At 63.1% G+C, this 23,828-nt stretch carries 26 protein-coding genes; 11 read left to right on the top strand and 15 right to left on the bottom strand.

The window, feature by feature from the left end; genetic code table 11:
• Positions 1 to 39 precede the first annotated feature (39 nt).
• The 12 genes from mgtE to BLT26_RS02640 form a co-directional block, all read right to left on the bottom strand.
• A complete protein-coding gene (mgtE, locus tag BLT26_RS02695; protein ID WP_091507825.1) occupies positions 40 to 1,407 on the bottom strand; it encodes a magnesium transporter in 1,368 nt (455 codons plus the stop codon).
• A 109-nt stretch (positions 1,408 to 1,516) separates the two neighbouring features.
• Complete coding sequence (locus BLT26_RS02690; protein WP_091507821.1) at positions 1,517 to 1,786, bottom strand: HPr family phosphocarrier protein; 270 nt, start codon at positions 1,784 to 1,786, stop codon at positions 1,517 to 1,519.
• A gap of 27 nt (positions 1,787 to 1,813) precedes the next feature.
• Positions 1,814 to 2,674, bottom strand: a complete 861-nt coding sequence (gene rapZ, locus BLT26_RS02685) for an RNase adapter RapZ (protein ID WP_091507818.1) — start codon at positions 2,672 to 2,674, stop codon at positions 1,814 to 1,816.
• Between the two features lie 303 nt (positions 2,675 to 2,977).
• A complete protein-coding gene (gene ptsN / locus BLT26_RS02680) occupies positions 2,978 to 3,439 on the bottom strand; it encodes a PTS IIA-like nitrogen regulatory protein PtsN (RefSeq protein WP_091507814.1) in 462 nt (153 codons plus the stop codon).
• A 3-nt stretch (positions 3,440 to 3,442) separates the two neighbouring features.
• Entirely contained in the window at positions 3,443 to 3,736 is a 294-nt protein-coding gene (gene hpf / locus BLT26_RS02675) for a ribosome hibernation-promoting factor, HPF/YfiA family (RefSeq protein ID WP_091507809.1), read from the bottom strand.
• Between the two features lie 227 nt (positions 3,737 to 3,963).
• A complete protein-coding gene (locus BLT26_RS02670) occupies positions 3,964 to 5,418 on the bottom strand; it encodes an RNA polymerase factor sigma-54 (RefSeq protein ID WP_091507805.1) in 1,455 nt (484 codons plus the stop codon).
• 192 nt (positions 5,419 to 5,610) lie between these two features.
• Positions 5,611 to 6,336 (bottom strand): LPS export ABC transporter ATP-binding protein, encoded by a 726-nt coding sequence (gene lptB, locus BLT26_RS02665; protein ID WP_091507802.1) that lies wholly within the window; start codon positions 6,334 to 6,336, stop codon positions 5,611 to 5,613.
• An 80-nt stretch (positions 6,337 to 6,416) separates the two neighbouring features.
• Positions 6,417 to 6,995 carry a lipopolysaccharide transport periplasmic protein LptA gene (gene lptA, locus BLT26_RS02660; protein ID WP_091507799.1) on the bottom strand — a complete coding sequence of 193 codons (579 nt, stop codon included), beginning with the start codon at positions 6,993 to 6,995 and terminating at the stop codon, positions 6,417 to 6,419.
• Complete coding sequence (gene lptC / locus BLT26_RS02655) at positions 6,982 to 7,548, bottom strand: LPS export ABC transporter periplasmic protein LptC (protein ID WP_091507795.1); 567 nt, start codon at positions 7,546 to 7,548, stop codon at positions 6,982 to 6,984. The genes lptA and lptC overlap by 14 nt, the downstream gene beginning before the upstream one ends.
• The gene (locus BLT26_RS02650; protein ID WP_091507790.1) at positions 7,548 to 8,099 is read right to left on the bottom strand and encodes a KdsC family phosphatase; all 552 of its coding nucleotides are present in this window, start codon (positions 8,097 to 8,099) and stop codon (positions 7,548 to 7,550) included. The genes lptC and BLT26_RS02650 overlap by 1 nt, the downstream gene beginning before the upstream one ends.
• Positions 8,100 to 8,123: 24 nt before the next feature.
• Positions 8,124 to 9,095 carry a KpsF/GutQ family sugar-phosphate isomerase gene (locus BLT26_RS02645; RefSeq protein WP_091507787.1) on the bottom strand — a complete coding sequence of 324 codons (972 nt, stop codon included), beginning with the start codon at positions 9,093 to 9,095 and terminating at the stop codon, positions 8,124 to 8,126.
• Positions 9,096 to 9,149: 54 nt separating this feature from the next.
• Positions 9,150 to 10,115 carry a calcium/sodium antiporter gene (locus tag BLT26_RS02640; RefSeq protein ID WP_091507784.1) on the bottom strand — a complete coding sequence of 322 codons (966 nt, stop codon included), beginning with the start codon at positions 10,113 to 10,115 and terminating at the stop codon, positions 9,150 to 9,152.
• Positions 10,116 to 10,405: 290 nt separating this feature from the next.
• Between BLT26_RS02640 and BLT26_RS02635 the strand changes: the two genes are divergently transcribed.
• From BLT26_RS02635 to hisD, 5 genes are all read left to right on the top strand, one after another.
• Entirely contained in the window at positions 10,406 to 11,062 is a 657-nt protein-coding gene (locus BLT26_RS02635) for an MlaC/ttg2D family ABC transporter substrate-binding protein (RefSeq protein WP_245720557.1), read from the top strand.
• A 91-nt stretch (positions 11,063 to 11,153) separates the two neighbouring features.
• Complete coding sequence (locus BLT26_RS02630) at positions 11,154 to 11,387, top strand: BolA family protein (protein ID WP_091507781.1); 234 nt, start codon at positions 11,154 to 11,156, stop codon at positions 11,385 to 11,387.
• A 13-nt stretch (positions 11,388 to 11,400) separates the two neighbouring features.
• A complete protein-coding gene (gene murA, locus BLT26_RS02625) occupies positions 11,401 to 12,663 on the top strand; it encodes a UDP-N-acetylglucosamine 1-carboxyvinyltransferase (RefSeq protein WP_091507778.1) in 1,263 nt (420 codons plus the stop codon).
• A gap of 114 nt (positions 12,664 to 12,777) precedes the next feature.
• The gene (gene hisG, locus BLT26_RS02620) at positions 12,778 to 13,416 is read left to right on the top strand and encodes an ATP phosphoribosyltransferase (RefSeq protein ID WP_091507777.1); all 639 of its coding nucleotides are present in this window, start codon (positions 12,778 to 12,780) and stop codon (positions 13,414 to 13,416) included.
• Positions 13,417 to 13,426: 10 nt separating this feature from the next.
• Complete coding sequence (gene hisD / locus BLT26_RS02615; protein WP_091508766.1) at positions 13,427 to 14,734, top strand: histidinol dehydrogenase; 1,308 nt, start codon at positions 13,427 to 13,429, stop codon at positions 14,732 to 14,734.
• 22 nt (positions 14,735 to 14,756) lie between these two features.
• On the opposite strand, the gene BLT26_RS02610 is transcribed toward hisD, so the two are convergent.
• Complete coding sequence (locus tag BLT26_RS02610; protein WP_091507774.1) at positions 14,757 to 15,203, bottom strand: nuclear transport factor 2 family protein; 447 nt, start codon at positions 15,201 to 15,203, stop codon at positions 14,757 to 14,759.
• A gap of 26 nt (positions 15,204 to 15,229) precedes the next feature.
• A complete protein-coding gene (locus tag BLT26_RS02605) occupies positions 15,230 to 16,417 on the bottom strand; it encodes a S1C family serine protease (RefSeq protein ID WP_091507771.1) in 1,188 nt (395 codons plus the stop codon).
• A gap of 155 nt (positions 16,418 to 16,572) precedes the next feature.
• On the opposite strand from BLT26_RS02605, the gene sat reads away from it, so the two are divergent.
• On the top strand, positions 16,573 to 17,763 hold the full coding sequence (gene sat / locus BLT26_RS02600; RefSeq protein WP_217631359.1) for a sulfate adenylyltransferase: 1,191 nt from the start codon (positions 16,573 to 16,575) through the stop codon (positions 17,761 to 17,763).
• A gap of 110 nt (positions 17,764 to 17,873) precedes the next feature.
• On the opposite strand, the gene BLT26_RS02595 is transcribed toward sat, so the two are convergent.
• On the bottom strand, positions 17,874 to 18,332 hold the full coding sequence (locus tag BLT26_RS02595; protein ID WP_175452998.1) for a Z-ring associated ZapG family protein: 459 nt from the start codon (positions 18,330 to 18,332) through the stop codon (positions 17,874 to 17,876).
• Between the two features lie 214 nt (positions 18,333 to 18,546).
• Between BLT26_RS02595 and zapE the strand changes: the two genes are divergently transcribed.
• The 5 genes from zapE (at position 18,547) to BLT26_RS02570 (ending at position 23,778) form a co-directional block, all read left to right on the top strand.
• Positions 18,547 to 19,674: a cell division protein ZapE gene (gene zapE / locus BLT26_RS02590; protein WP_091507768.1), complete on the top strand. Its 1,128-nt coding sequence runs from the start codon at positions 18,547 to 18,549 to the stop codon at positions 19,672 to 19,674.
• Between the two features lie 127 nt (positions 19,675 to 19,801).
• Positions 19,802 to 20,230, top strand: a complete 429-nt coding sequence (gene rplM / locus BLT26_RS02585; RefSeq protein ID WP_091508755.1) for a 50S ribosomal protein L13 — start codon at positions 19,802 to 19,804, stop codon at positions 20,228 to 20,230.
• A 14-nt stretch (positions 20,231 to 20,244) separates the two neighbouring features.
• Positions 20,245 to 20,637, top strand: a complete 393-nt coding sequence (rpsI, locus tag BLT26_RS02580; RefSeq protein WP_091507766.1) for a 30S ribosomal protein S9 — start codon at positions 20,245 to 20,247, stop codon at positions 20,635 to 20,637.
• A gap of 343 nt (positions 20,638 to 20,980) precedes the next feature.
• Positions 20,981 to 21,580, top strand: a complete 600-nt coding sequence (gene petA / locus BLT26_RS02575) for a ubiquinol-cytochrome c reductase iron-sulfur subunit (protein WP_091507763.1) — start codon at positions 20,981 to 20,983, stop codon at positions 21,578 to 21,580.
• Entirely contained in the window at positions 21,577 to 23,778 is a 2,202-nt protein-coding gene (locus BLT26_RS02570; protein ID WP_091507761.1) for a ubiquinol-cytochrome c reductase, read from the top strand. Before petA ends, BLT26_RS02570 begins: the two co-directional genes overlap by 4 nt.
• The last annotated feature ends 50 nt before the right edge of the window (positions 23,779 to 23,828 follow it).

Genomic DNA, 23,828 nt, shown 5'->3' with positions numbered 1-23,828 from the left:
TCCGCCGTCGGGACAAGAGAGCGGCTCCCGGGCGTTGAATCAGGCGTAAAACCAGGTGGCGAGGCCGAGGAATGACATGAAGCCCACCACGTCAGTGACCGTCGTCAGGGCAACGCCGCCGGCCAGGGCCGGGTCGATATTGACCGCCCGCAGTGCCACCGGGAGTATGGCACCGGCGATGGCCGCGGTGACCAGGTTGATCACCATGGCCGCCATGATAATGACGGCGATAATAGTGTCATCGAACCAGTAGGCGGCAATTACTGCCATGGCCACGGACCACAGCATGGCGTTGAGTACGGCGGAGCCCAGCTCGCGGGTCAGCAGCCAGCTGAGGTTACTCCGGCCGATCTGCCCCAGCGCCATGCCGCGGATCACTACCGTGAGGGTCTGGCTCCCGGCGACCCCGCCCATGCTGGCGACGATCGGCATCAGCACCGCCAGTGCCACCACCTTGTCGATGGTGCCCTGGAACAGGTTGATCACCCAGGAGGCGAGCAGGGCGGTAAGCAGGTTGATGCCCAGCCAGACGGCGCGACGCGGCGCAGTGCGGCGCACGGGGGCAAATGTGTCTTCTTCCTCGTCGAGACCGGCCAGGCTCATCAGGGAGTGGTCGGCGTCCTCGCGGATCACGTCGACGACGTCGTCGATGGTGATCCGCCCCAGCAGCCGGTTGTTCTCGTCCACCACCGGCGCGGTGATCCAGTCGTATTTCTCGAACAGGCGCGCCACCTCGTCATCGGGAAAGTCTGCCGGGATCGGTTCCACATCGGTGTTCATGACCTCGCGCACCGTGACGGAGGGATCGGTGGTGAGGAGCCGGGACAGGGGCAGCAGGCCGATGTACTGGTCCTTGCGGTTGACCACGAACAGGTTGTCGGTGGAGGGGGGCAGCTGCTCGTGGCGGCGCAGGTAGCGCAGGACCACATCCAGGGTGAGGTTGGGGCGCACGGAAATGGTATCCGTGTCCATCAGGCCGCCGGCCGTCTCCTCGTCGAAGGCCAGTACCCGTTCCACCCGCAGGCGGTCCGCCTCGCTCATGGACGAGAGGACCTCGCCCATGACGCGCTCCGGAAGCTGCTGCAGGATGTCGGCCACGTCGTCGGCGTCGAGGCCCTCCATCGCCGCCACCATTTCCTCGGTATCCATGGTGGCCAGGATCTGGCTCTTCACCTCATACGAGAGCTCGGGCAGCACATCCCCCTCGATCTCCGGATCGAGCAGGGTCCACAATACGTTGCGAATGCGCGGCGGCGAGCTCTCCAGCAGCTGGGCGATGTTCTGTGGGGACAGGGTGCTGAGCATACGCCGCACGTCCCGGCCGGTGCCGCTATCCAGGGCGGCGAACAATTCACTCAGCTGGTTCTGGGCACGGAACTCGATTTCACCTGGCGGCGGGTTGGACACGGCATTTCCTTACTGCGGAGACAAGACTCGGTAGTGCGCGGCACAGCGCAGACGGGAAGGGATTCTATTCGGATCGCCGCCGGGCTTCCAGCGGGCAAGGCACGGTGCTTTACTCCGCCTCACCGAAGCGATCGCTCACCAGGGCGGAGATGGCCTCCACTGCTGCCTCCTCATCGCCGCCACAGGCCTCCAGCTCGATTTCCACCCCCTTGCCCGCGGCAAGCAGCATCAGCGCCATTACGCTTTTGCCGTCCACGCACTTGCCCTGGCAGTGGACGCGGATATCCGCTGAAAAGCGCGCAGATGTCTGCGCGAACTTGCTCGCGGCGCGGGCGTGCAGGCCGAGCTTGTTGACGATGGTGATACGGCACTTTTGCATGCTGGTGATCCCGGTTCCGGCGCTGCGTTACGGCTGCTGCTCGCGGTGGCGAACCTGGATATTCTCAAACTGGCCGGCAAATATCTGTGCCAGTTGTTCAACCATATACACCGAGCGATGGCGACCACCGGTACAACCGATGGCAACGCAGGTGTAGCTGCGGTTGCTCTTCTGGTAGGACGGCAGCCAGCGCTCGAGGAAGCCGGCGATGTCACGTTCCATCTCGGCGGTTTCCTCATGGGAGCGCAGGAATTCCACTACGTCGGGATCCAGGCCCGTCTTGTGGCGGAGTTCAGCCACCCAGTAGGGGTTGGGCAGGCAGCGCAGGTCGAATACCAGGTCCGCGTCCACCGGTACCCCGTGCTTGAAGCCGAAAGACTGGAACAGGATTGCCATTCCCGGGGATTCCTGTCCGACCACGCGCGTTTTTACCTGGTCGCGCAGCTGGTGCAGGCTGAGGCTGCTGGTGTCGATGACCAGGTCGGCCATACCCGCTAGTGGTGCCAGCAGCTCTTTCTCGCGATTGAGGGCCTCCAGCAGGTGGGTGCGGTTGTCACTGAGTGGGTGTTTGCGTCGGGTCTCACTGAAACGCTGCACCAGCACCGGCGAGCGCGCATCGAGGTAGATCACATCGCACTGGATGCCGCTTTCGCGCAGCTCGTTGATTACGCGCGGGGCCTGTTGCACGTCCTGCCAGAGGTTGCGGGCGTCGATACCCAGGGCGAGGCGGGTATTTTCCACCCGCGGCTGGTCCTGCACCCGTCGCACCAGTTCGGGCAGAAGGCTCGCAGGGAGGTTGTCGATGCAGTTGAAGCCGACGTCTTCCAGCAATTGCAGGGCGGAGCTTTTGCCCGAGCCGGATCGGCCGCTGATGATTACCAGGCGCATAGGTTTCTAGATCGGATTCCTTATTTGAAAACCGGCTGACCCGGGGCCGCCGGTCATTCCGGCACCTGCCTGTGCCGCGGGCGCCCCAACCGTTACCTGAGCCGGGATACGGTTGTCCGCCCCTTCAGGCCTGTACCGCAGGTACAGGGCGGAGTGCGGGGATGGGCATGCCGGAGTGATACCTGCTGCCAATCATCCGCGATTGCGTCGCCGGGTACAACAGTAGCGGGAAATTGTGAATCCTGTGTGTATGCCCGGTCGGGCCTCGCTACGCGAGGGGCGCCTGGCAGGGCGGGCCGCCACCTAGGCGGCAGCGGCGCTGTTGATCGCGCGGGCGTAGAGTTCGTCGCTGGTGTCAGCCTGGCGCAGTTTTTCTCTTACCCGGCTGTCGTTGAACAGCGCGGCAATTTCCGCCAGGGTGTCCAGGTGCTCCTGCTCCGAGTCCTCTGGTACCAGCAGTGCGAACAGCAGGTCCACCGGCTGGCGATCGACGGCATCAAAGTCGATCGCCGGCTCCATGGTGCACAGCACGCCGATGGCCTGCCGGCAGCCCGGCAGCCGGCAGTGGGGAATGGCGACGCCCTCCCCAATGCCGGTTGAGCCCAGGCGCTCCCGGGCGATCAGCTGGTTGAAAATGGTATCCGCATCGAGGTGCGGGTATTGCTCTGCGATAGCTTGCGCTATGTTCAGCAGCAGCTTCTTCTTGCTGCTTCCCGCCACGCGACAGAGGCTCAGGCGGGGCGAGAGTAATGCTTCCAATGTCATGGCTTACCGATGGGCTCGCAACTTCTCTTTGTGTTTTATGAGCTGGCGATCGAGCTTATCCGTGAGGGCATCGATGGCTGCGTACATGTCGTCAGCTTCCGAGTCCGCGAAAATTTCCTTCCCGTTGACGTGGAAGAGGGCTTCGGCGCGCTGTACTTCTTTTTGCTCCACTGACAGGGTGATCTGGCCTGTGGTGATCAGGTTGTTGTGACCCGCGAGCTTATCCAGTTTTTCGAGACAGTAATCGCGAAGGGCTGAAGTCACATCCAGATGGCGGCCGGTGATATTGACTTGCATGGAAATCTCCTAATCGAGTGCATCGAAAGCGCGGTCCTGGACCGGCGGCACCCCCGTCAGGGCGGCAACCCTACTAGGAAGTGCGCCAGAATGGAAGGATACACTCAAACTCCGGGCATTGGTTGCCGGGCGCGTGGTATTGCGTGTCGGCCGAACACGCGTGACCCCTTGGGTTGCCCTGGTCAAAATTTCGTTGCAGGGCGCATGGGGCCTTGCGCCGGCGCCACTCAGACCAGCCGCTTGCGCTCGCTGGAAGAGGGAATGCCCAGGGATTCACGATATTTGGCCACGGTGCGGCGCGCCACGTTGATACCCTGGTTGGCGAGCTCCTGGGTGATCTTGTTGTCAGACAGTGGCTTGCGGGGCTGCTCGGCATCGATCAGCTTGCGGATCAGGGCGCGGATAGCCGTGGAAGAGGCATCCTCGCCAGAGCTGGTGCTGACGTGACTGGAGAAGAAGTACTTCAGCTCGAAGACCCCCCGGGGGGTGAACATGTACTTCTGGGTGGTGACCCGCGAAATGGTCGACTCGTGCATGCCGACCGCCTCGGCGATGTCCGCCAGCACCATCGGTTTCATCCCCTCGGCCCCCTGCTCAAAGAAACCCTGCTGTTTCTCGACGATACAGGAAGCGACCCTGAGCAGCGTTTCATGGCGGCTCTGGAGGCTCTTGAGGAACCACCTTGCCTCCTGCAGGTGATCGCGCAGGAAGTTGTTATCAGTCGAGTTGTCGGCCCGCCGGATGAGGGCGGCGTAGCCGGCGTTGATTCGCAGGCGGGGGGTGGTCTCGGGGTTGAGTTCTACCTGCCAGCGCTGCTGGCGGCGGCTGACGATCACGTCTGGCACCACGTACTGGGGCTCATCGCCGCCGAAGGCTTCCCCGGGGTGGGGGTTGAGGGAGCGGATCAGGCGAACCACCTCACCTAACTGCTCCTCGCTCAGTCGCGTGCGGCGGCCCAGCTGGCGGAAATCCCGCTTGCCGAGCAGGTCGAGGTGGCTGTCGACTACGGACACTGTCTCGGCCAGCCACGGCGTGTCCGCCGGCAGCTGCCGCAGCTGGAGCAGCAGGCACTCGCGCAGGTCGCGGGCCCCGCAGCCGGCCGGCTCAAACTGCTGGATGGTCTTGAGTACGGCGAGCGCCTCGTCTTCCTCCATGTCGAGGGAAGCGGCGATCTCCTCCAGGGGGGTCTGCAGGAAGCCGCGCGTACTGATGTCGTCGATCAGGATCTCGCCGATGAATTTGTCGCGCGGGGAGAGTGGGGTCAGGTTGAGCTGCCAGCGCAGGTGATCCTGCAGGCTTTCGCTGGCGGCGTTGCGCTGTTCCAGCGGGTTGTCATCGGCGTCGGCGGGGCCGCTGTAGCTGCCGCCGCTGTAGATATCATCCCAGTTTGTGTCGACGGGCAGGTCCGCGGGAATATCGTTGTTCCACTCGCTGTCGCCGCCGGCGTCCGGCGTTTCGGCACTGGGGCTGGCTTCCGCGTTCTCTGCGTTGGTGCCGGAGTCACTGCCGGGGGCCTCAGCCTGCTCGCCGGAATCGCTTTCCAGCAGCGGGTTGCTGTCCAGCGCGGATTGCACCTCCTGTTGCAGGTCGAGCGTCGACAATTGCAGCAGGCGAATAGCCTGCTGCAGCTGCGGGGTCATTGTCAGCTGGGTGCCGAGCTTGAGCTGGAGGGACTGCTTCATACCGGGTAGTGAACCGCGAGGACGAAAGATTCTTCCGAATTTCGGATAAGCGGCAGACTAACCTTCTGTCCGGATGATTACAAGCAATAACTATGCCGAAAATGATGGCTGTATCAATAGTTGCGTCGATAGAGGTGGCAGGGCTGCCCCCGAACGGCCTTGGGTAGGACAGCCATCGGGGGTGCTGCCTGGCTAGATGGTGAATTCGTGGCCCAGGTAGACCTCGCGCACCTGCTGGTTGGAGAGTACCTCGTCCGGAGTACCCGCAGCGATGATGTGACCCTCGCTGACGATATAGGCCGTCTCGCAGATGGAGAGCGTCTCCCGTACGTTGTGGTCGGTGATCAGCACGCCGATGCCGCGGTCGCGCAGGTGCTGGATAATCTGCTTGATGTCATTGACCGAGATGGGGTCCACCCCGGCAAAGGGTTCATCCAGCAGTACGAAGGCCGGGTCTGTGGCCAGGGCGCGGGCAATTTCCACGCGGCGCCGCTCGCCCCCGGAAAGTGCCATGCCCAGGCTGCCGGCGATGTGGGTGATATTGAATTCGCTGAGCAGTTCATCCGCGCGCTGTTGGCGCTCTGCCCGCACCAGGTCCTTGCGGGTCTCCAGGATGGCGAGGATGTTGTCGCGTACCGTCAGCCGGCGAAACACCGAGGCTTCCTGGGGCAGGTAGCCAATGCCCTTGCGCGCGCGGCCATGCATCGAGAGGCGGGTGATGTCTTCCTCGTCGATCAGCACCTGGCCCGCGTCGGCGCGCACCAGCCCGGCGATCATGTAGAAACAGGTGGTCTTGCCCGCGCCGTTGGGGCCCAGCAGGCCCACCACCTGGCCGCTCGATACACTGACGGAGACGTCCCTGACAACTTTGCGCTTCTTGTACTGTTTGGCGAGATGTAACGCCTGGAGCGTCGGCATACTGGATTCCTGCTCGCGCCGCGCCCGATGTGGCCGACGCCTTTCCTGTCTGGTTGTTCCCGTGACTGCGGGATGCGTTCTTACTGTTCTTCCCGCGCTTCGTCGGTGGCTTCCTGCTCGTCCCGGGCCTGCTCGCCCTGGGCCTGCTGACCTTGCGGCTTGCGCTCCGGTTTCCAGATCATTTCGACACGACCGTCGCCGGCCTGGCCCTGCGCCTGCATCTTTTCGCTGTTGAGGTCGTAGTCGATCTTTTCTGCGCTGAGCGTATTGCCGTCGCGATCCACGTAGGCCTCGCCGGTCAGCTGCAGCTCGTCGGAGTTGACCTTGAACTCGATCCTCTTCGCGCGGGCCTTCACCAGGTTCTGGCTCTGCTGCATCTGCTGCTGGAAGTGGGCCGGGTTGCCGATGGCAATCACGCGCCGGATCTCACCCTCGGGGTTGCCGTGCACCTCCACCCGGTCGGCGCGGATCTGCAGGGAGCCCTGGGTGATTACCACGTTGCCGCTGTACACGGACAGGTTCTTGCCGCGGTTGGCCTCCAGCTTCTGGGCGTTGACCTTGACTGGCTGTTCGCGGTCGGACGGCAGGGCGGCTGCATGGGCCACCGCCAGTACCAGGGCCAGGGTTGCCAGCGGGCGAAGGCAATCATTGAGTTTCATAGGTGCTTTCCACCTCGGAGAGTATTTCTACCCGGTCTTGATTCAAAAATGCGCGCAGGCCGGTTCCGCGTGTCCGGTTCGGGCCGGCGCTAATGGTAACAACTTTGTCTGTTTCGGCGTATTCCTGGCGCGGCTTGATGGTGATTTCTTCTGTGTCCAGTTCGATGCCGCCGGGCCCGGGGAGTTCATTGATATGTACGTCGCCCCGCAGCACCACGCGCTGGCCGTTGTTATGGGCCACGCCGGAGCGGGATTCCGTCCGCCACTTGGGCTGGTCACCCTGGTAAAACAGGATGCGCGGCTCCGTGAGGTTGGCCCGGTCGCGGCGGCCGAACTGGTAAAAAGTGATCTGCTCGGCGTCGACCCGGTAGGCGAGGTTGCCTTCCAGGTTGAAGTGGCGCGTGCGCGCGTCACGGATCACCAGGTCCGGGGCGCGGTCCTGCGCTTTCGGGGTCGGGCGCTTGCCGAGCAGTTCCGGGGGCGGACTGTCGGCAAACCAGACTACGGCGCTGATCAGGGCCACGATGACAAATAGCGGCAGCCAGGTGCGCATCAGCGCTCTCCGATATAGGGGGCCAGTGCGGCGTCAAAAGTGCCCTGGGCGTGCATGATGCGGTCGCAGACCTCGCGAACCGCGCCCTCCCCGCCGCGGGCATCGGTGACCCATAGTGCGCGCTCGCGCACCGGCGGGGCCGCGTTGGGAACGGAGATGGGGCAGCCGATCCTGGTCATCACCAGCAGGTCGGGGTAGTCGTCTCCCACATAAGCGATGTCCTCCAGGCGGCAGCCCTCGCCTTCGAGCAATTCCTCGAGGGCAGCGAACTTGTCCTCGCGGCCCTGGATCAGCTTGTGGATGCCCAGGTCGTGGGCGCGCCGCTCCACCACGCTGCTGCGCCGGCCGGTAATGATGGCGACCTGGACGCCGGATTTCTGCAGCATCTTGATGCCGTGGCCGTCGAGGGTGCTGAAGGTCTTCAGCTCGTTGCCGCTGTTGTCGAAGTACAGGCGCCCGTCGGTGAGGACGCCGTCGACATCCAGCACCAGCCAGCGTACCTGCGACAGTTTCTGGTCGATTTTCTCGGGGTGTTTTTCTTTGGAACTCACGGAATTGTCCTTTTACAGCGGGGATCAGATCACGCCGGCGCGCAGTATATCGTGCATGTGCAGCAGCCCGATGGGGTGGCGGGCGTCGTCCTCGACCACCAGGGCGGTGATCCTGTTGTCCTCCATGATGCGCAGGGCCTCGGCGGCGAGTGTGTCGGCCGATACCGTCTTGGGGCGGCGGCTCATCACCACTTCCATGGTTGCGCTGTCCAGCTCCACCTTCTGGTCGATGATCCGGCGCAGGTCCCCGTCGGTGAATACGCCCAGCAGGGTACCCTTGTGGTCGACTACCGTGGTCATGCCGAAGCCCTTGCTGGTCATTTCCAGCAGGGCCTTGGAGAGGGGAGTCTCCGGTGATACCTGTGGCAGCTCCTCTCCGGCATGCATGACGTCCTCCACCTTGAGCAGCAGGCGCCGGCCCAGCGCGCCGCCGGGGTGGGAGAAGGCAAAGTCCTCCGCGGTAAACCCGCGCGCCTCCAGCAGGGCCACGGCCAGGGCGTCGCCCATGACCAGGGTTACGGTGGTGGAGGAGGTGGGGGCGAGGTTCAGCGGGCAGGCCTCGGTTTCCACCGCGATATCCAGGTTGACGTCGGCGGCCTGGGCCAGCGGGGAGTCCGGCTTGCCGGTCATGCTGATCATGGGGATGCCGAGTCGCTTGAGCAGTGGCAGTAAGGTGAGTACCTCTGCGGAAGACCCGGAGTTGGAGATGGCGATCACCAGGTCCTCGCGGGTGATCATGCCCAGGTCGCCATGGCTCGCTTCGCCGGGGTGCACGAAAAAGCTGGGGGTGCCGGTGCTGGCCAGGGTGGCCGCGATCTTGTTGCCAATATGGCCCGACTTGCCCATGCCAGTGACGATGGTCCTGCCGCGGCACTGCAGGATCAGCTCGCAGGCGTGCTTGAAGTTGTCATCGATGCGGTTTTCCAGTGCCGCGATGGCTTCATTTTCCATCAGTACCGTGCGCCGGCCCGCTTGGAGTATCAGGTCCTGGGTCATCGTGGGTCTCTGTTTACAGCTCAATTGATTGTAGAAATAACGGTGCTCGCCGCGTCAGCCGCGGAACAGGAGCCAGTAATAGCCGATATAGCTCGCCAGCAGCAGGATCCCGAGGGGCCTGCCCAGGCGGGCCTGTCCCGGGTTGTACCAGAGGCTGGAGCTGACCGCCGTCACCAGCAACAGGGTGATGGCCAGCATGGCGAGATAATCGCGGGAGAATACCTCAATCTCCATCTGAATGCTGGCAATTGCGCCGGGTAGTGCCATCACCGCCAGCAGGTTGAGGATATTGGAGCCGATGATATTTCCCAGCGCCAGGTCGAAGTGCCCGCGCAGCACGCTGGCCAGGGAGGCCGCCAGTTCCGGCAGGCTGGTGCCGAGTGCCACCACCGTAAGCCCGATCACCAGCGGGCTCACCCCGGCTGCCAGGGCGAGGTGGCGGGCGCCCCAGACCAGGATCTCCGAGCTTGCCAGCAGTGCGGCCAGGCCGAGCGCGAACCAGGCGAAGGCCCGTGCCATGGTGTATTGCTGTATTTCCACGTCCTCTTCTTCCACCCCGTCATAGCGCTTCTTGTATCGCACCGTCAGCCATAGCAGGGGCGGCACCAGTGCCAGGAGCACCAGTCCCTCCACCTGTGACAGGCGGCCGTCCGCCAGTGCGAGCCCGGCCAGGCCGGTGACCACGAGCAGGGTGGGGACCTCATGGCGCAATAGGTGTGGCTGGGCGGGAAGTGGTGCCACCAGGGCCGTGGCCCCCAGCACCAGGCCGATATTGGCCAGGTTGGAGCCGAGCGCGTTGCCCACCCCGATCTCGCCGGCTCCCTTGAGGGCGGAGCTGGCTGCCACCATCAGTTCAGGGGCCGAAGTCCCGAGTGAGACAATGGTGAGCCCGATCACCAGCTTGGAGAGCCCCAGGTGCAGTGCGATGGCCGCGCTGCCGGCGACAAAGCGGTCGGCACTCCAGACGAGCCCGGCCACGCCTCCGCAGACAGCTAATACCGCCAGCCAAACCTCGGGCATGCTAACCTCTTAATAGTCAGGAAGAATTGCGCCAGGAGGGCCCCGATTTACCAAATCGAGGCACCTGTCACTTATTTCATGTCATTACATCGCCACCACAGTAGGCGCGGCCATGCTATAGTCTGCCGCCGCGACTGTCAGCTCCGTCCTTTTATTACATTGGATTACGGGCTTTGGATGGCTGTAGGTTGCGGCGGTCGCCGGCGGGAAGCCGCGCAAGCGCAGTGGACGTATGGCACTTTTTACCGCCAGGCGCGTCCAAGGATCGATTCGCTAATGGGAGATTATAAGTGAGCTTGTTTACCAATTACGCCCCCATGGGTTTTGCAAAGCGCGCCCGGTTGGCCCTGTGTGCCCTGCTGGTCGCCTGCTGGACTCCGCTCGCCAGTGCGGCCCAGGATCCCTATGTGATGATCGAGGGAGTGTCCCAGAAGCTGCTCGGGGTAATCCGGGCGAATGCGCAGTACATGAATTCAGATCCGCAGCGCTACTACAGCGCCGTGGACAGCGTCCTCGAGCCGGTAGTGGACTTCAACTTTATCGCCCGCGGTGTGATGGGGCGCTATGCCAAGCAGTCCACTACTGCCCAGCGCTCCCGCTTCACCAGCGCTTTCCGCCGGGACCTGGTGGCGACCTTCGCCCGCGGTGTGGCCAGCTTCGGCGAGATGGAAGTGCGGGTGGTCAACCCCGGCACCCCGCCCTCTGGCAATCGTGTCAACGTACTGCAGGAGGTGCGCAGCAAAGAGGGCATCAGCAAGGTTTCCTATACCCTGGTGCGCAATCGCGCCGGCCAGTGGAAGCTGATCAATGTAATCCTGAACGGGGTGAACCTCGGCAAGACGTTCCGCAGCCAGTTTGCCCAGGCCATGCAGACCCATGGCGGTGACATCGACAAGGTGATCGCCAACTGGTCGGCAGCGGAGAACGTTGCCAACCAGGTTGGTTGATGCCTGCGGGTAGCGGGTGTGGCAAAGCTGCTGCACCCGGGGCCCTATTTTTAGTACACTGCCGCATTTCAATTCCAAGTATTCCCCGCCTATGCAACCTGAAGAAATCAAGGCCCTGATCGAGGGGCATATTCCCGATAGTCACGCCGATGTCGCCTTTGAGGGCAGTCACCTGCTGGTTACGGTCGTGAGTGAGGCCTTCGACGGCCTCAGCCGCCTGAAAAAACAGCAGCTGGTATATGAGGCGCTGGGTGACAAGATCGCTGACGGTACCCTGCACGCGGTACAGATGAAGACACTGACCCCTGCCGAGGCCGGGAAGTAGGATACACGGCCGAATGGACAAACTGATTATCGAGGGCGGTAGCCCTATCTCCGGCAACCTGAAAATCTCCGGTGCCAAAAACGCCGCGTTGCCGATCCTGGCGGCGGCCCTGCTGGCCGACGGGCCGGTGCATATCCACAACCTGCCGCATCTCAACGACATCACCACCATGATCACGCTGTTGCGTTGCATGGGCTGCGAGGTGACCGTTGACGAGAAGCTGGCCGTGGAGATTGACCCGCGCTCGGTCAACGACCTCACTGCGCCATACGAGCTGGTGAAGACCATGCGGGCCTCCATCCTGGTTCTGGGGCCGCTGCTGGCGCGCCATGGTGTGGCCAATGTCTCCTTCCCCGGTGGCTGCTCCATTGGCAGCCGGCCGGTGGACATCCACCTGAAGGGGCTGGAGGCAATGGGGGCGGAGATCACCATCGACGGCGGCTTTATACGAGCGCGCACCAACGGGCGCCTGAAGGGCGCCAACATCGTCATGGAAAAGGTGACCGTGGGCGGCACCGAGAACCTGCTGATGGCGGCCGTGCTGGCCGAGGGCACCACAGTGCTGCACAACGCCGCTCGCGAGCCGGAAATCGTCGACCTGGCGGAGTTCCTGATTGCCATGGGGGCGCAGATCGAGGGCGTCGGCACCGATACCCTGCGGGTCCACGGGGTATCGCGGCTCAATCCCTGTACCTTCAGCGTGATGCCCGACCGTATCGAAACCGGTACTTTCCTGGCTGCAGCGGCCGCAGCGCGGGGCAAGGTGCGCCTGACCCATACACGTGCCGATATTCTCGACGCGGTGCTGGTGAAGTTTGAGGAGGCCGGGGCGCACCTGAGCACCGGCGATGACTGGATCGAGCTGGATATGAAGGGCAACCGGCCGAAAGCGGTGAGCTTTCGCACTGCTCCCTATCCGGCCTTCCCCACCGACATGCAATCGCAGCTGATGGTGGTGAACGCCGTCGCCGAGGGCAAGGGCACGGTGGTCGAGACCATATTCGAGAACCGCCTGATCCAGGTGCACGAACTCAACCGTATGGGTGCCAATATCAGCCTCGAGGGCAACACCGCGATCGTCACCGGAGTCGAGCAGCTCAAGGGGGCGCCGGTAATGGCCTCCGACCTGCGCGCATCGGCCAGCCTGGTCATTGCCGGTATGGTGGCGCAGGGTACCACGGTGGTCGACCGGATTTACCATATCGACCGCGGTTACGAGTGTATCGAGGAGAAACTGCAACAGCTGGGTGCCAATATCCGTCGCATACCCGGCTGATCCCGGCGTCGGTAGTCGACGCCCCCTGACCCCGCCGGCCGGCGGGGCGAATGCGCGGCAGTGCCGCGCCCACAGTCAACAACAGCCATAACCGGTCAACAACAGCCATAACCAATGCAGATCACAATTGCGCTTACCAAGGGACGGATCCTGAAGGAGACCCTGCCGCTGCTGGCGGCCGCGGGACTCGAGCCGCAGGAAGATATCGCCAAGAGCAGGAAACTGATTTTCCCCACTAACCAGGAGGGCGTGCGCCTGCTGATCCTGCGGGGGTCGGATGTGCCCACCTACGTCCAGCACGGTGCGGCTGACCTGGGCGTGGCGGGCAAGGATACGTTGCTCGAACACCCGAGCGATGGCATCTATGAGCCTCTCGACCTGGGTATCGCGCGTTGCCGGCTGATGACCGCCGGTATCTCCGGGGCCCCGCTGCGGCCGGGGCGCATTCGCGTGGCGACCAAGTTTGTGCAGAGCGCCCGGCGCTACTACGCCGCCCAGGGACGCCAGGCGGACATCATCAAGCTTTATGGTGCAATGGAGCTGGCCCCGCTGATGCAGCTGGCCGACGAGATCGTCGATATCGTCGATACCGGCAATACCCTGCGGGCCAATGGCCTCGAGGCGCGCGACACCATCGCGCATATCAGCAGCCGGCTGATCGTCAACAAGGCCTCGATGAAGATGAAGTACAGCCCCATCAATGCCCTCATTGAGAAACTCGCTGTCGCCGTGAGCGAGCGGGACGCGAACTGAGGTGGTCGATATGAGTCGCGAGCCGATTCGCCGGCTGAATGCCGCAGATACGGATTTCGAGGACCGCCTGGGCGACCTGCTGGCCTGGGAGTCGGTCGCCGACGAGGCGGTCGAGGGCGCGGTGGCAGAAATCCTGGAGGCGGTGCGCACCCGGGGTGATGCCGCCGTCATCGATTACACCAACCGCTTCGACCGGCGTCAGCTGCAGGCGGGCGTTGATTTCCAGGTGTCCGCCGAGGCGATGCAGGCCGCCCTGCAGAGGATATCCGCCGCCGAGCGCGGTGCGCTGGAAACCGCCGCGGACCGTGTGCGCGCCTACCACGAGCGCCAGCTGCAGGAATCCTGGCAGTACACCGAGGCGGATGGCACCGTGCTGGGCCAGAAGATCACGCCCATGGAAAGGGTGGGTATCTATGTGCCGGGTGGCAAGGCCAGCTATCCCTCCTCGGTGCTGATGAACGCGCTGCCGGCAAAGGTGGCCGGGGTGGACTCGGTAATCATGGTGGTGCCGGCGCCCGACGGCCAGCTCAGCGACCTGGTGCTGGCCGCTGCGGCCATTGCGGGTGTGGACCGGGTTTTCAGTATCGGCGGTGCCCAGGCGGTGGCGGCCCTGGCGTACGGCACAGAAACCGTGCCGCGCGTCGACAAGATCGTGGGTCCTGGCAATATCTTCGTGGCGAGTGCCAAGCGGGCAGTATTCGGGCGGGTGGCCATAGACATGATCGCCGGGCCCTCCGAGATCCTGGTGATTTGCGACGGCAAGACTGATCCCGACTGGATTGCGATGGACCTGCTGTCCCAGGCCGAGCACGACGAGCAGGCACAGTCGATCCTGCTGAGCCCGGACAGGGGATTCCTCGACGCAGTACAGGAGTCGCTGCAGAAGCTGGTGGCCGAGCTGCCGCGCCGCGACATCGCCGCTGCCTCGCTCGCCGGGCGCGGTGCGCTGATCGAGGTGGAATCGATCGGGCAGGCGATTGAGGTTTCCAACCGGGTGGCCCCGGAGCACCTGGAAGTTTCGGTAGAGGATCCCGAGCGCTACCTGTCGCAGATTCGCCATGCCGGCGCCATCTTCCTCGGCCGCCACACCGCAGAGGCGCTGGGGGACTACTGCGCCGGCCCCAATCACGTGCTGCCGACCAGCGGCACCGCCCGGTTCTCGTCGCCGCTGGGGGTATACGACTTCCAGAAGCGCAGCTCGATCATCCACTGCTCCCCGGAGGGGGCCGACCAGCTGGGTCGGGTTGCGGGAGCGCTCGCGCGGGGTGAAGGGCTCGAGGCCCACGCCCGCTCAGCCGAATATCGCGTGCGCAAGTAGTGCGGTAGTTGCCCGGCGGCGTTTACTCCGCCGCCGGGATCCTGGTCGCCTGCCAGGCGATCGCGCGCCACTGGCCATCCCGCTTTACGAAAGTGCCGGTGTTGAAATACTCCGCAGGGCTTCCTGTCCCCGGTTTGCCCGCCGGTCCCTCTCCCGCTACCAGCCGGAACGCCACCACGGCAGTGTCGCCCAGCAGGCGGATATCGACCTCTTCCGCGCTGTAGGCGGTGGTTGCCGGCTGGCTATCCCCACCGTCAAATCCCGCCAGGATCGTCTCCTTGCCGAAGCGCTTGCCGCTGGAACTGGTATAGACCAGGTCCTCTGCCCAGAAGCGCTGGTGCGCCTCTTTCTTGTGAGTGGCGGCAAGGAAACTGTCCAGCAGGCCGGCCAGGGCCGCGCGGTCATCGGCAGATGCCGGCAGGCTGAGCAGGGCGCCCAGTGCTATGGCTGCGAGCGAAAATGTGCGCATGGTTCGGTTTCTCCACATATTGTTATTTATTCTTGAGTGGGTGGCGGCACCGGCTGCTCGGTCGTTTCGCCCTGGGGTTTGGGCGGTTCCGAAACGATGGCTTCAGTAGAAGATTCGACGCCGTCGCGAATAAAGGTAATGGTCACCGTGTCGCCGGGACGCAGCGTGAACATGGTGGCCAGTCCGCGCATGCCGTTGCGGAGCGGGAGGCCATCGATATGGGTGAGGACGTCGCCGGGTTTCAGCCCGGCGTTGTAGGCCGGCCCCTCGTTGTAGATGGCGGTAACCACCATGCCATCGGTGGACGGGGGCAGGTTGAAGGTGCGCGCCAGTTGCGGTGCCCGGCCCAGGTCAATCGCCTCGATACCGAGCCAGCCGGGCACCACCCGGCCGTGGGCGATAATGTCCTCCATCACCTTGAGGGCGATATTGGCCGGGATGGCGAAGCTGATGCCGCCGGTATATCCGCTCTTGTCGAGGATCGAGGTGTTGATGCCCAGCAGGCGACCCTTCGTGTCCACCAGGGCGCCGCCGGAGTTACCGGGGTTAACCGCCGCGTCGGTCTGCAGGAAATTCTGCAGGTAGCCGCCGGCGCCGAGATTTGTCAGGTTGCGGGCGCCGGTGGCACTGATGATGCCCTGGGTCACTGTCTGGCCGACGCCGAACGGGTTACCGATCGCCAGCACGATATCCCCCACCTGGGCCTGTTCGGGCTCACCCACCTCGATAGCCTGCAGGTCCGGCATTTCCACCTTCAGCACCGCCAGGTCGAAGTTGGGCTCGGTACCCACCAGCTCCGCCCGTGCCTCGCGCCCGTCCTCGAGGTACACGACAATGGCATCCGCCTGGTTGATCACATGATGATTGGTGAGGATGTAGCCATCCTCGTTGACGATCACCCCCGAACCGAGATTGGACTGCATGCGGTCCCTGAACTGCGGCAGGTCAGTGCTCTCCAGCAGGGCGCGGAAGGCCGGGTTGTCCAGCAGCGGGTGGCGCTGCTGGGGCACGGCGTTGCGGGTATAAATGTTGACTACGGCCGGGCTGGCGCGATTGACCGCGCGGGCATAGGAGGCGGGGCCGCTCCACTCGTCCCGCTCGGGGCCGAAAGCCCCCTCACGCAACTGGGGGAACAGCAGCAGGGCGGCTGCCGCCAGCAACAGTCCGATACCTGCGGGAATCGCCCAGTCTTGCACAAATCTCTGTAAGGACACTCTAGCCTCCTGAATTTGCGGCCATTATACGGGTTTGGCGGCCGGATTCATCGGATGCGCGAGCATCCTGCCATTTGGGCGCGGCGCGATATTCCGTATAATGCCCGGCTCGCAGAGCTTTCTACTTCCATTTCGTACTCAATTCGGAGACCACTATGTCCCTGGTTCGCCCCCACGGCAGCGTCGAGCTGCAGCCCCGTTTCGTCTACGACAGTGAAAGGCATCACCAGCTGATGCACGAAGCGGAGTCCCTGCCGTCGATCGTGGTCAGCTCCGCAGCGGCGGCCAATGCGGTAATGCTGGGGGCCGGCTACTTCAACCCGCTCCACGGTTACATGAACCTGGCCGACACCCTGAGCGTGGCGGAGTCCCTGCGCACCGTCGATGGCCTGTTCTGGCCGGTGCCGGTGGTCAACATGGTGCAAGACACCAGTGCCATCGAGGGAGCTTCCCGCATCGCCCTGCGCGACCCGAATGTGGAGGGCAACCCGGTGCTGGCGATCATGGACGTCGAGGCCATCGAAACTGTCACCGATGAGCAGGTCAACACCATTGCCCAGCAGGTCTTCGGCACCCTGGACGACAAGCACCCGGGTGTAGCGACCTTCAAGTCCGCGGGCCGCAAGCTGCTCTCCGGTCCCATCGAGGTGCTGAACTTCAGCTATTTCCAGAGTGACTTCCCGGATACTTTCCGCACTGCGGTGGAAATCCGCAATGAGTTTACCGAGCGCGGCTGGAACAAGGTGGTGGCTTTCCAGACCCGCAACCCGATGCACCGCGCCCACGAGGAACTGTGCAAGATGGCACTGGAAGCGGTGGATGCCGACGGCGTGCTGATCCATATGCTGCTGGGCCAGCTCAAGCCGGGCGATATCCCCGCACCGGTGCGCGACGCTGCGATCCGCAAGATGGTCGAGCTGTACTTCCCGGCCAATACCGTGATGGTGACGGGCTACGGTTTCGATATGCTCTATGCCGGTCCCCGCGAGGCGGTGCTGCATGCGGTATTCCGCCAGAACTGCGGCTGCAGCCACCTGATCGTGGGCCGGGACCACGCCGGGGTAGGGGATTACTACGGCGCTTTCGATGCGCAGACCGTTTTCGATGAGAAGGTTCCGGCGGGGGCCCTGGAGATCGAGATTTTCCGCGCTGACCACACGGCTTACTCAAAAAAGCTCAACCGGGTGGTGATGATGCGTGACGTGCCGGATCACACCAAGGAAGACTTCATCCTGCTATCGGGCACCAAGGTGCGCGAGATGCTGGGCGACGGTATCGCGCCGCCTCCGGAGTTCTCCCGCCCGGAAGTTGCACAGATCCTGATGGATTACTACCAGAAGCTGTAAGGGCAGCTGGTGGAAACAGAAAAGGGCGGGTAAAACCCGCCCTTTTTTTATTGTCTCGTCACAGCCGCAGTCGCAGCCGCACGGGACCTGGTGTTGGTGTTACCGCTGGGTCAGCGGTTGGCGGCGTTTTCCGATCGTTCCTGCGGTTCCCGCTCCAGGCCGTAGTCCTCGGCCAGGGCGCCCTTCGCGCCCGGTTCTTTCGGTGCCCAGTCCCGCGGCGGTTCCACGCCCTGCAGCGCTTCGTCGTTCTCGCTCAGTTTGCCGCTGCCGGCCTCGAGCATCTGCCGGCCTATGTCCTGGCTCGACAGGCGCATGGCACTGTTGGCTAGGTACTCGTGCACTTCCCGGTAGCTCTCGGTGAGGTTGTGGACCAATTGGGAGGTCTGGTCGAAGTGCTCGTTAACCTGCAGCTGGAAGTCCTCGAGCTTGCGGTTGGCATCGCGCAGGCGCAGTTCGAGTTCCTGGGTGCGGTCAACCCCGCCGCGGTTGCGGGTGGCGAGAAATGCCAGCAGGGCCCCAAGGGCCAGTCCAAGAATTCCGACCAGAATAAGAATGGATGTAGAGTGCACGAATACAGTCTCCCCGGATTGCGAATGTCTGCGCTGTCCCTGGCGCCGTCCAGCTCCCATTATACGCAATTCGCACCCGGTCGTCGGGCCTCGATAGAAAAAAATGGCCAGCGGGTCAGTGGCGCGCCGGGCGGAGTCGGCTCGCTAGGCGCACGCGCGCCATATTTGGTAAAGTGGCGCCCCCCGCAACCACCCATGGGTCAAGCACCAAGTCATGTCCACCGACAAGCCAACCCCGCTTTCACCGCTGGAGCGCTACCAGCGCGACCTGCAGCGGCCGGATTTCGTGGCCGACCCGGCCCAGCGAGCGGCGGTGGAGGAACTCCAGGATCTCTACGAGCGACTGTGCGCGCAGCCGCAGGCAGCCGGGCTGTGGCAGCGCCTGGGACGCCTGTGGGGGCGCCCGGCACCGGAGCCGGAGACGGGGCTCTATTTCTGGGGCGGGGTGGGGCGCGGTAAGACCTACCTGATGGACGCCTTCTACGAGTCACTGCCGTTTGACCGCAAGCAGCGTACGCATTTTCACCGCTTCATGCGCGAGGTCCACCGGGAACTCAGGCGGCTCGACGGGCAGAAGAACCCGCTCGAGCTGGTGGCCGAAAGCATCGCCGAACGGGCCCGGGTTCTCTGTTTTGACGAGTTCTTCGTCTCGGACATCACCGATGCGATGATTCTCGCCAACCTGCTGGACGCGCTCTTCCGGCGCGGCGTGACCCTGGTGGCCACTTCCAATATCGAGCCCGAGGGGTTGTATCGCAATGGCCTCCAGCGCGCCCGGTTCCTGCCCGCAATCGACCTGTTGCGGCGCCACACAAAAGTGCTGAATGTGGATGGCGGCACCGACTACCGCCTGCGGGCACTGGAGAGGGCCGAGCTGTACCACTGCCCCCTGGACCAGGCGGCCGACCTGAGCCTGGCCGAGAGCTTTGCCAGCCTTATCGTGGAAGGGGCCGAAATCCGGGAGCATGAGCCGCTGGATATCGAGGGCCGCTCCATCTTGGCGGTGCGGGAGGCGGACGACGTGGCCTGGTTCGAGTTTGCCGAGCTCTGCGACGGCCCGCGCTCCCAGAACGATTACATCGAGCTGGCCCGCGAGTATCACAGTGTGTTGCTGGCCAACGTGCCGCAGATGGACGGGCGCATGGAGAACCAGGCGCGGCGCTTCATCAACCTGGTGGACGAGTTTTATGACCGCTGCGTCAAGCTGGTCATCTCTGCGGAGGTGCCGGTGGCGGAATTGTATGTGGGGCGGCACCTGCGGTTCGAGTTTGAGCGCACGGTCAGCCGCCTGCTGGAGATGCAGTCGCACGACTATCTGGCGCGCCCGCACCGGCCGGACTAATGTGGGTGGGGCAGGGGTTAAAAAATGCCCAGATAAGCCTTGAAATGCCGTGGGTGCTTATGTAGTATTCGCGCTCTTTTTGTGGGACGGCCTCCATTCCGGAGGCTCAATGCAGGTGTTTTATAACATGAAGACTTACAGTGCCAAGCCGGAAGCGGTAAAACGCGACTGGTTCATTGTCGACGCTGCGGACAAGACTCTCGGCCGTATTTCCGCCGAGATCGCTCACCGTCTGCGCGGCAAGCACAAGCCTGAATATACGCCCCACGTGGACACCGGTGATTACATCATTGTGATCAACGCAGAAAAGGTCCGCGTGACCGGCAATAAGGCCAAAGACAAGATCTACCACAGCCACTCCGGCTACCCCGGTGGTCTGAAGTCCATCAGCTTCGAGAAGCTGATTGAGAAAGCGCCCGAGCGCACCATTCAAAGCGCCGTTAAAGGTATGCTGCCGAAGGGTCCGTTGGGTCGTGCCATGTTCAAGAAGCTGAAGGTATACAGCGGCAGCGAACATCCTCACGCGGCACAACAGCCGACTGAACTGGCGATCTAAACGGGAAGAATCTCATGGCAACTACACAATATTACGGTACCGGCCGCCGCAAGACCTCCACCGCTCGTGTATTTATCGAGGCGGGCGAGGGCAAAATCACTGTGAACGGTCGCAGCCTGGACCAGTACTTCGGCCGTGAAGTGGCTCGCATGATCGTGCGTCAGCCGCTGGAAAAGGTCGATATGGTTGAAAAGTTCGACATCAACGTCACTGTTAAGGGTGGTGGTTCCTTCGGTCAGGCGGGTGCAATCCGTCACGGCCTGACCCGTGCCCTGATGCAGTACGACGAAGCGCTGCGCGAGCCGCTGCGTGCCGAGGGTTATGTAACCCGCGATGCGCGTGCAGTGGAGCGGAAGAAAGTGGGTCTGCGCAAGGCGCGCAAGAAGCCGCAGTTCTCCAAGCGTTAAACCGCTTTTGCTTTTCAAGCCCGGCTCCTGCCGGGCTTTTTTGTTTCCCGCTGTACCTCCGCGGGGCCTGTCCGGTCGGAGGTTTGGTCAGGTTTGGCTGCAGTTCTGGTTGTTTTATCGCCAGTTCGCCGCGCGATGACCGACGTTCCCCTCCGCGTTTACCTTGTATCAAAATGGCATTTTCTTTAACATTGCGCGAATTTGTATCCGCGTGATTTTTGGGGTTTATCCGCCCGGGCACTCTTTCCGGGGGAGATCTTGAATCGACCAGTCTTACAGTTTTTTTTGGGTATGGGTCAGCCAATCTCTCCTCGGGGAGAAGCTGTGATGGGAGAACTACGTCATGAGTGATGACGGTGTAAATAAAGGGCGGCGCCGTTTCCTGACCGCCGCCACCACTGTGGTAGGTGGCGCCGGGGCGGTGGGTATTGCTGTACCTTTCGTGAAATCCTGGAATCCGAGTGCCAAGGCCAAGGCGGCCGGCGCGCCGGTCAAATACAATGTCAGCAAGCTCGAGCCGGGCCAGATGGTCACTGTCGAGTGGCGCGGCAAGCCGGTGTACGTGGTGCGCCGCAGCGAGGAGGCTCTGGAGAACCTGGAAAAGGTGGTGCCGCAGCTGCGCGACCCGGAGTCCGAGGAATCCATCCAGCCGGGGTACGTCGACCCCAGCTACCGTTCCATCAAGCCGCACCTGCTGGTGCTGGTGGGACTGTGCACCCACCTGGGCTGCGCACCCATGTACCGTCCCGAGGTAGGGGCTGCCGACCTCGGCGGCGCGGACTGGCAGGGCGGTTTCTTCTGCCCCTGTCACGGCTCCAAGTACGATATGGCCGGCCGCGTGTATACGGGGGTGCCGGCACCGACCAACCTGGATGTGCCGCCTTACTCCTATGAGACTGACGATGTAATCGTGATCGGTGTAGACCAGGAGGGCAGCGCATGAAGTGGCTAACATCTTTCGGGGACTGGGTAGACCAGCGGCTGCCGATCTATCGCGCCTGGGACACCCATATGGGCAAGTACTACGCGCCCAAGAATTTCAATCTCTGGTACTTCTTCGGCGTGCTGTCGATGCTGGTGCTGGTCAACCAGCTGCTGACCGGCATCTGGCTGGTGATGAGCTACAACCCCTCAGCCGAGGGTGCGTTCGCTTCCGTCGAGTACATCATGCGCGACGTGGAGTGGGGCTGGCTGATTCGCTACCTGCACTCCACCGGGGCCTCCGCTTTCTTCGTGGTGGTTTACCTGCACATGTTCCGGGGCCTGATGTACGGCTCCTACAAGCCCCCGCGCGAGCTGGTGTGGATCTTCGGTATGTGCATCTACCTGGTGCTGATGGCCGAGGCCTTCATGGGCTATGTACTGCCGTGGGGCCAGATGTCCTACTGGGGTGCCCAGGTGATCGTGTCCCTGTTCGGCGCCATCCCGGGTATCGGTGACGAGCTGGTGCAGTGGATCCGCGGTGATTACCTGATCTCCGGCATCACCCTGACCCGCTTCTTCTCCCTGCACGTGATTGCCCTGCCGCTGGTGCTGGTGCTGCTGGTAGTGCTGCATATCCTCGCGTTGCACGAAGTGGGTTCCAATAACCCGGACGGTATCGACATCAAGAAAGTGAAGGACGAGAACGGCGTGCCGAAAGACGGCGTGGCTTTCCATCCTTACTACACCGTGCACGACCTGGTAGGCATCGCGGTATTCCTGTTCATTTTCAGCGTGGTGGTATTCTTCTTCCCGGAAATGGGTGGTTTCTTCCTGGAATACGCCAACTTTGAGGAGGCGAACCCGCTGAAGACCCCGGAGCATATTGCGCCGGTCTGGTACTTCACCCCCTTCTACGCCATCCTGCGGGCGGTGACCATCGACATTGGTCCGTTTACCGCCAAGTTCCTGGGCCTGGTGGCCATGGGCGCGGCGATTGCGGTGCTGTTCGTGCTGCCGTGGCTGGACAAGAGCCCGGTGCGCTCGATTCGTTACAAGGGCATGCTGCCGAAGGCGCTGCTGCTGGTTTTCGCGGCGGTGTTCATCATCCTCGGCTATCTCGGCGTGAAGTCCCCGACCCCGGGCCGTAACTTCCTGGCGCAGGTGGCTACCCTGTTCTACTTCGCCTACTTCATCACCATGCCTGTCTGGACCAACCCCACCGAGCGCAAGAGCACTGCGTCCTGGGTGGTGAGCGGTGTCTTCGGCGTACTGTTCCTGTGGATGGCGGTCACCAACTGGAAGGCCAGTGTCTTCGTTGGCCTGGTTGCGCTGCTGCTGGCAGTGTTCTTCGCGGCGCTGCCGTGGCTGACCAATCGTGACCATGTCACCGAGCCGCCGACCCGCGTCACCAGCCCCTCCGGCGAGAAGACGTTCGGCATCCTGTTCATCGGCATGTTCATTGTGTTCATGCTGGCCTTCCTGCCGATCAAGGCAGTGGGCGCAGAGAGCAAGGTTGAGCTGGACCACATCAACATCGACCTGCAGGACAAGCCGTCCCTGCAGCGGGGCGCGAAGTACTTCGTCAACTACTGCATGGGTTGTCACAGCGCCAACTTCTCCCGCTGGGGCCGGGTGGCCGAGGACCTGGAGATCCCGAACGAGCTGATGATGGAGAACCTGGTGCTGGGCGACGACAAGATCGGCGACCTGATGCAGATCTCCATGCGGCCCGACGATTCCAAGGTCTGGTTTGGCGCCGCGCCGCCCGACCTGACCCTGGTCGCGCGCTCCCGCTCACCGGAATGGCTCTACACTTACCTGCGCAGTTTTTACAAGGACGAGAGCCGTCCCACCGGGGTCAACAACAAGGTATTCCCGAACGTCGGCATGCCGCACGTGCTGATGGAGCTGCAGGGGCTGCCGGTGTGCGCCCCGGGTCCCAAGCGTGACCACGGGCAGGTCGTGCGTGATGAACTGGGCAACCCGATCATGGATGCCGATTGTGGCAGCCTCGAGATCGGCGACATCAAGGGCTCGATGACCGAAGCGGAGTTCGACCAGGCTATGTACGACCTGGTGAACTTCATGGAGTACATCGCCGAGCCGATGGCGGAAGACCGCAAGCGCGTGGGCTTCTACGTGCTGGCGTTCATTCTCGTCTTCTTCGCGTTCGCCTGGTTGCTTAACCGCGAATACTGGAAAGACGTGGACCACTAAGTAGCACCAGTCTGTTCAGAAGCAGATTTCCGGCGCCATCGCGGAGGTGG

It is taken from the genome of Microbulbifer yueqingensis (genome assembly GCF_900100355.1).
Classification (GTDB): Bacteria; Pseudomonadota; Gammaproteobacteria; order Pseudomonadales; family Cellvibrionaceae; genus Microbulbifer; species Microbulbifer yueqingensis.
The sequence above is the reverse complement of the archived record's forward strand: the minus strand, read 5'-3'. Positions and strand labels throughout refer to the sequence as shown.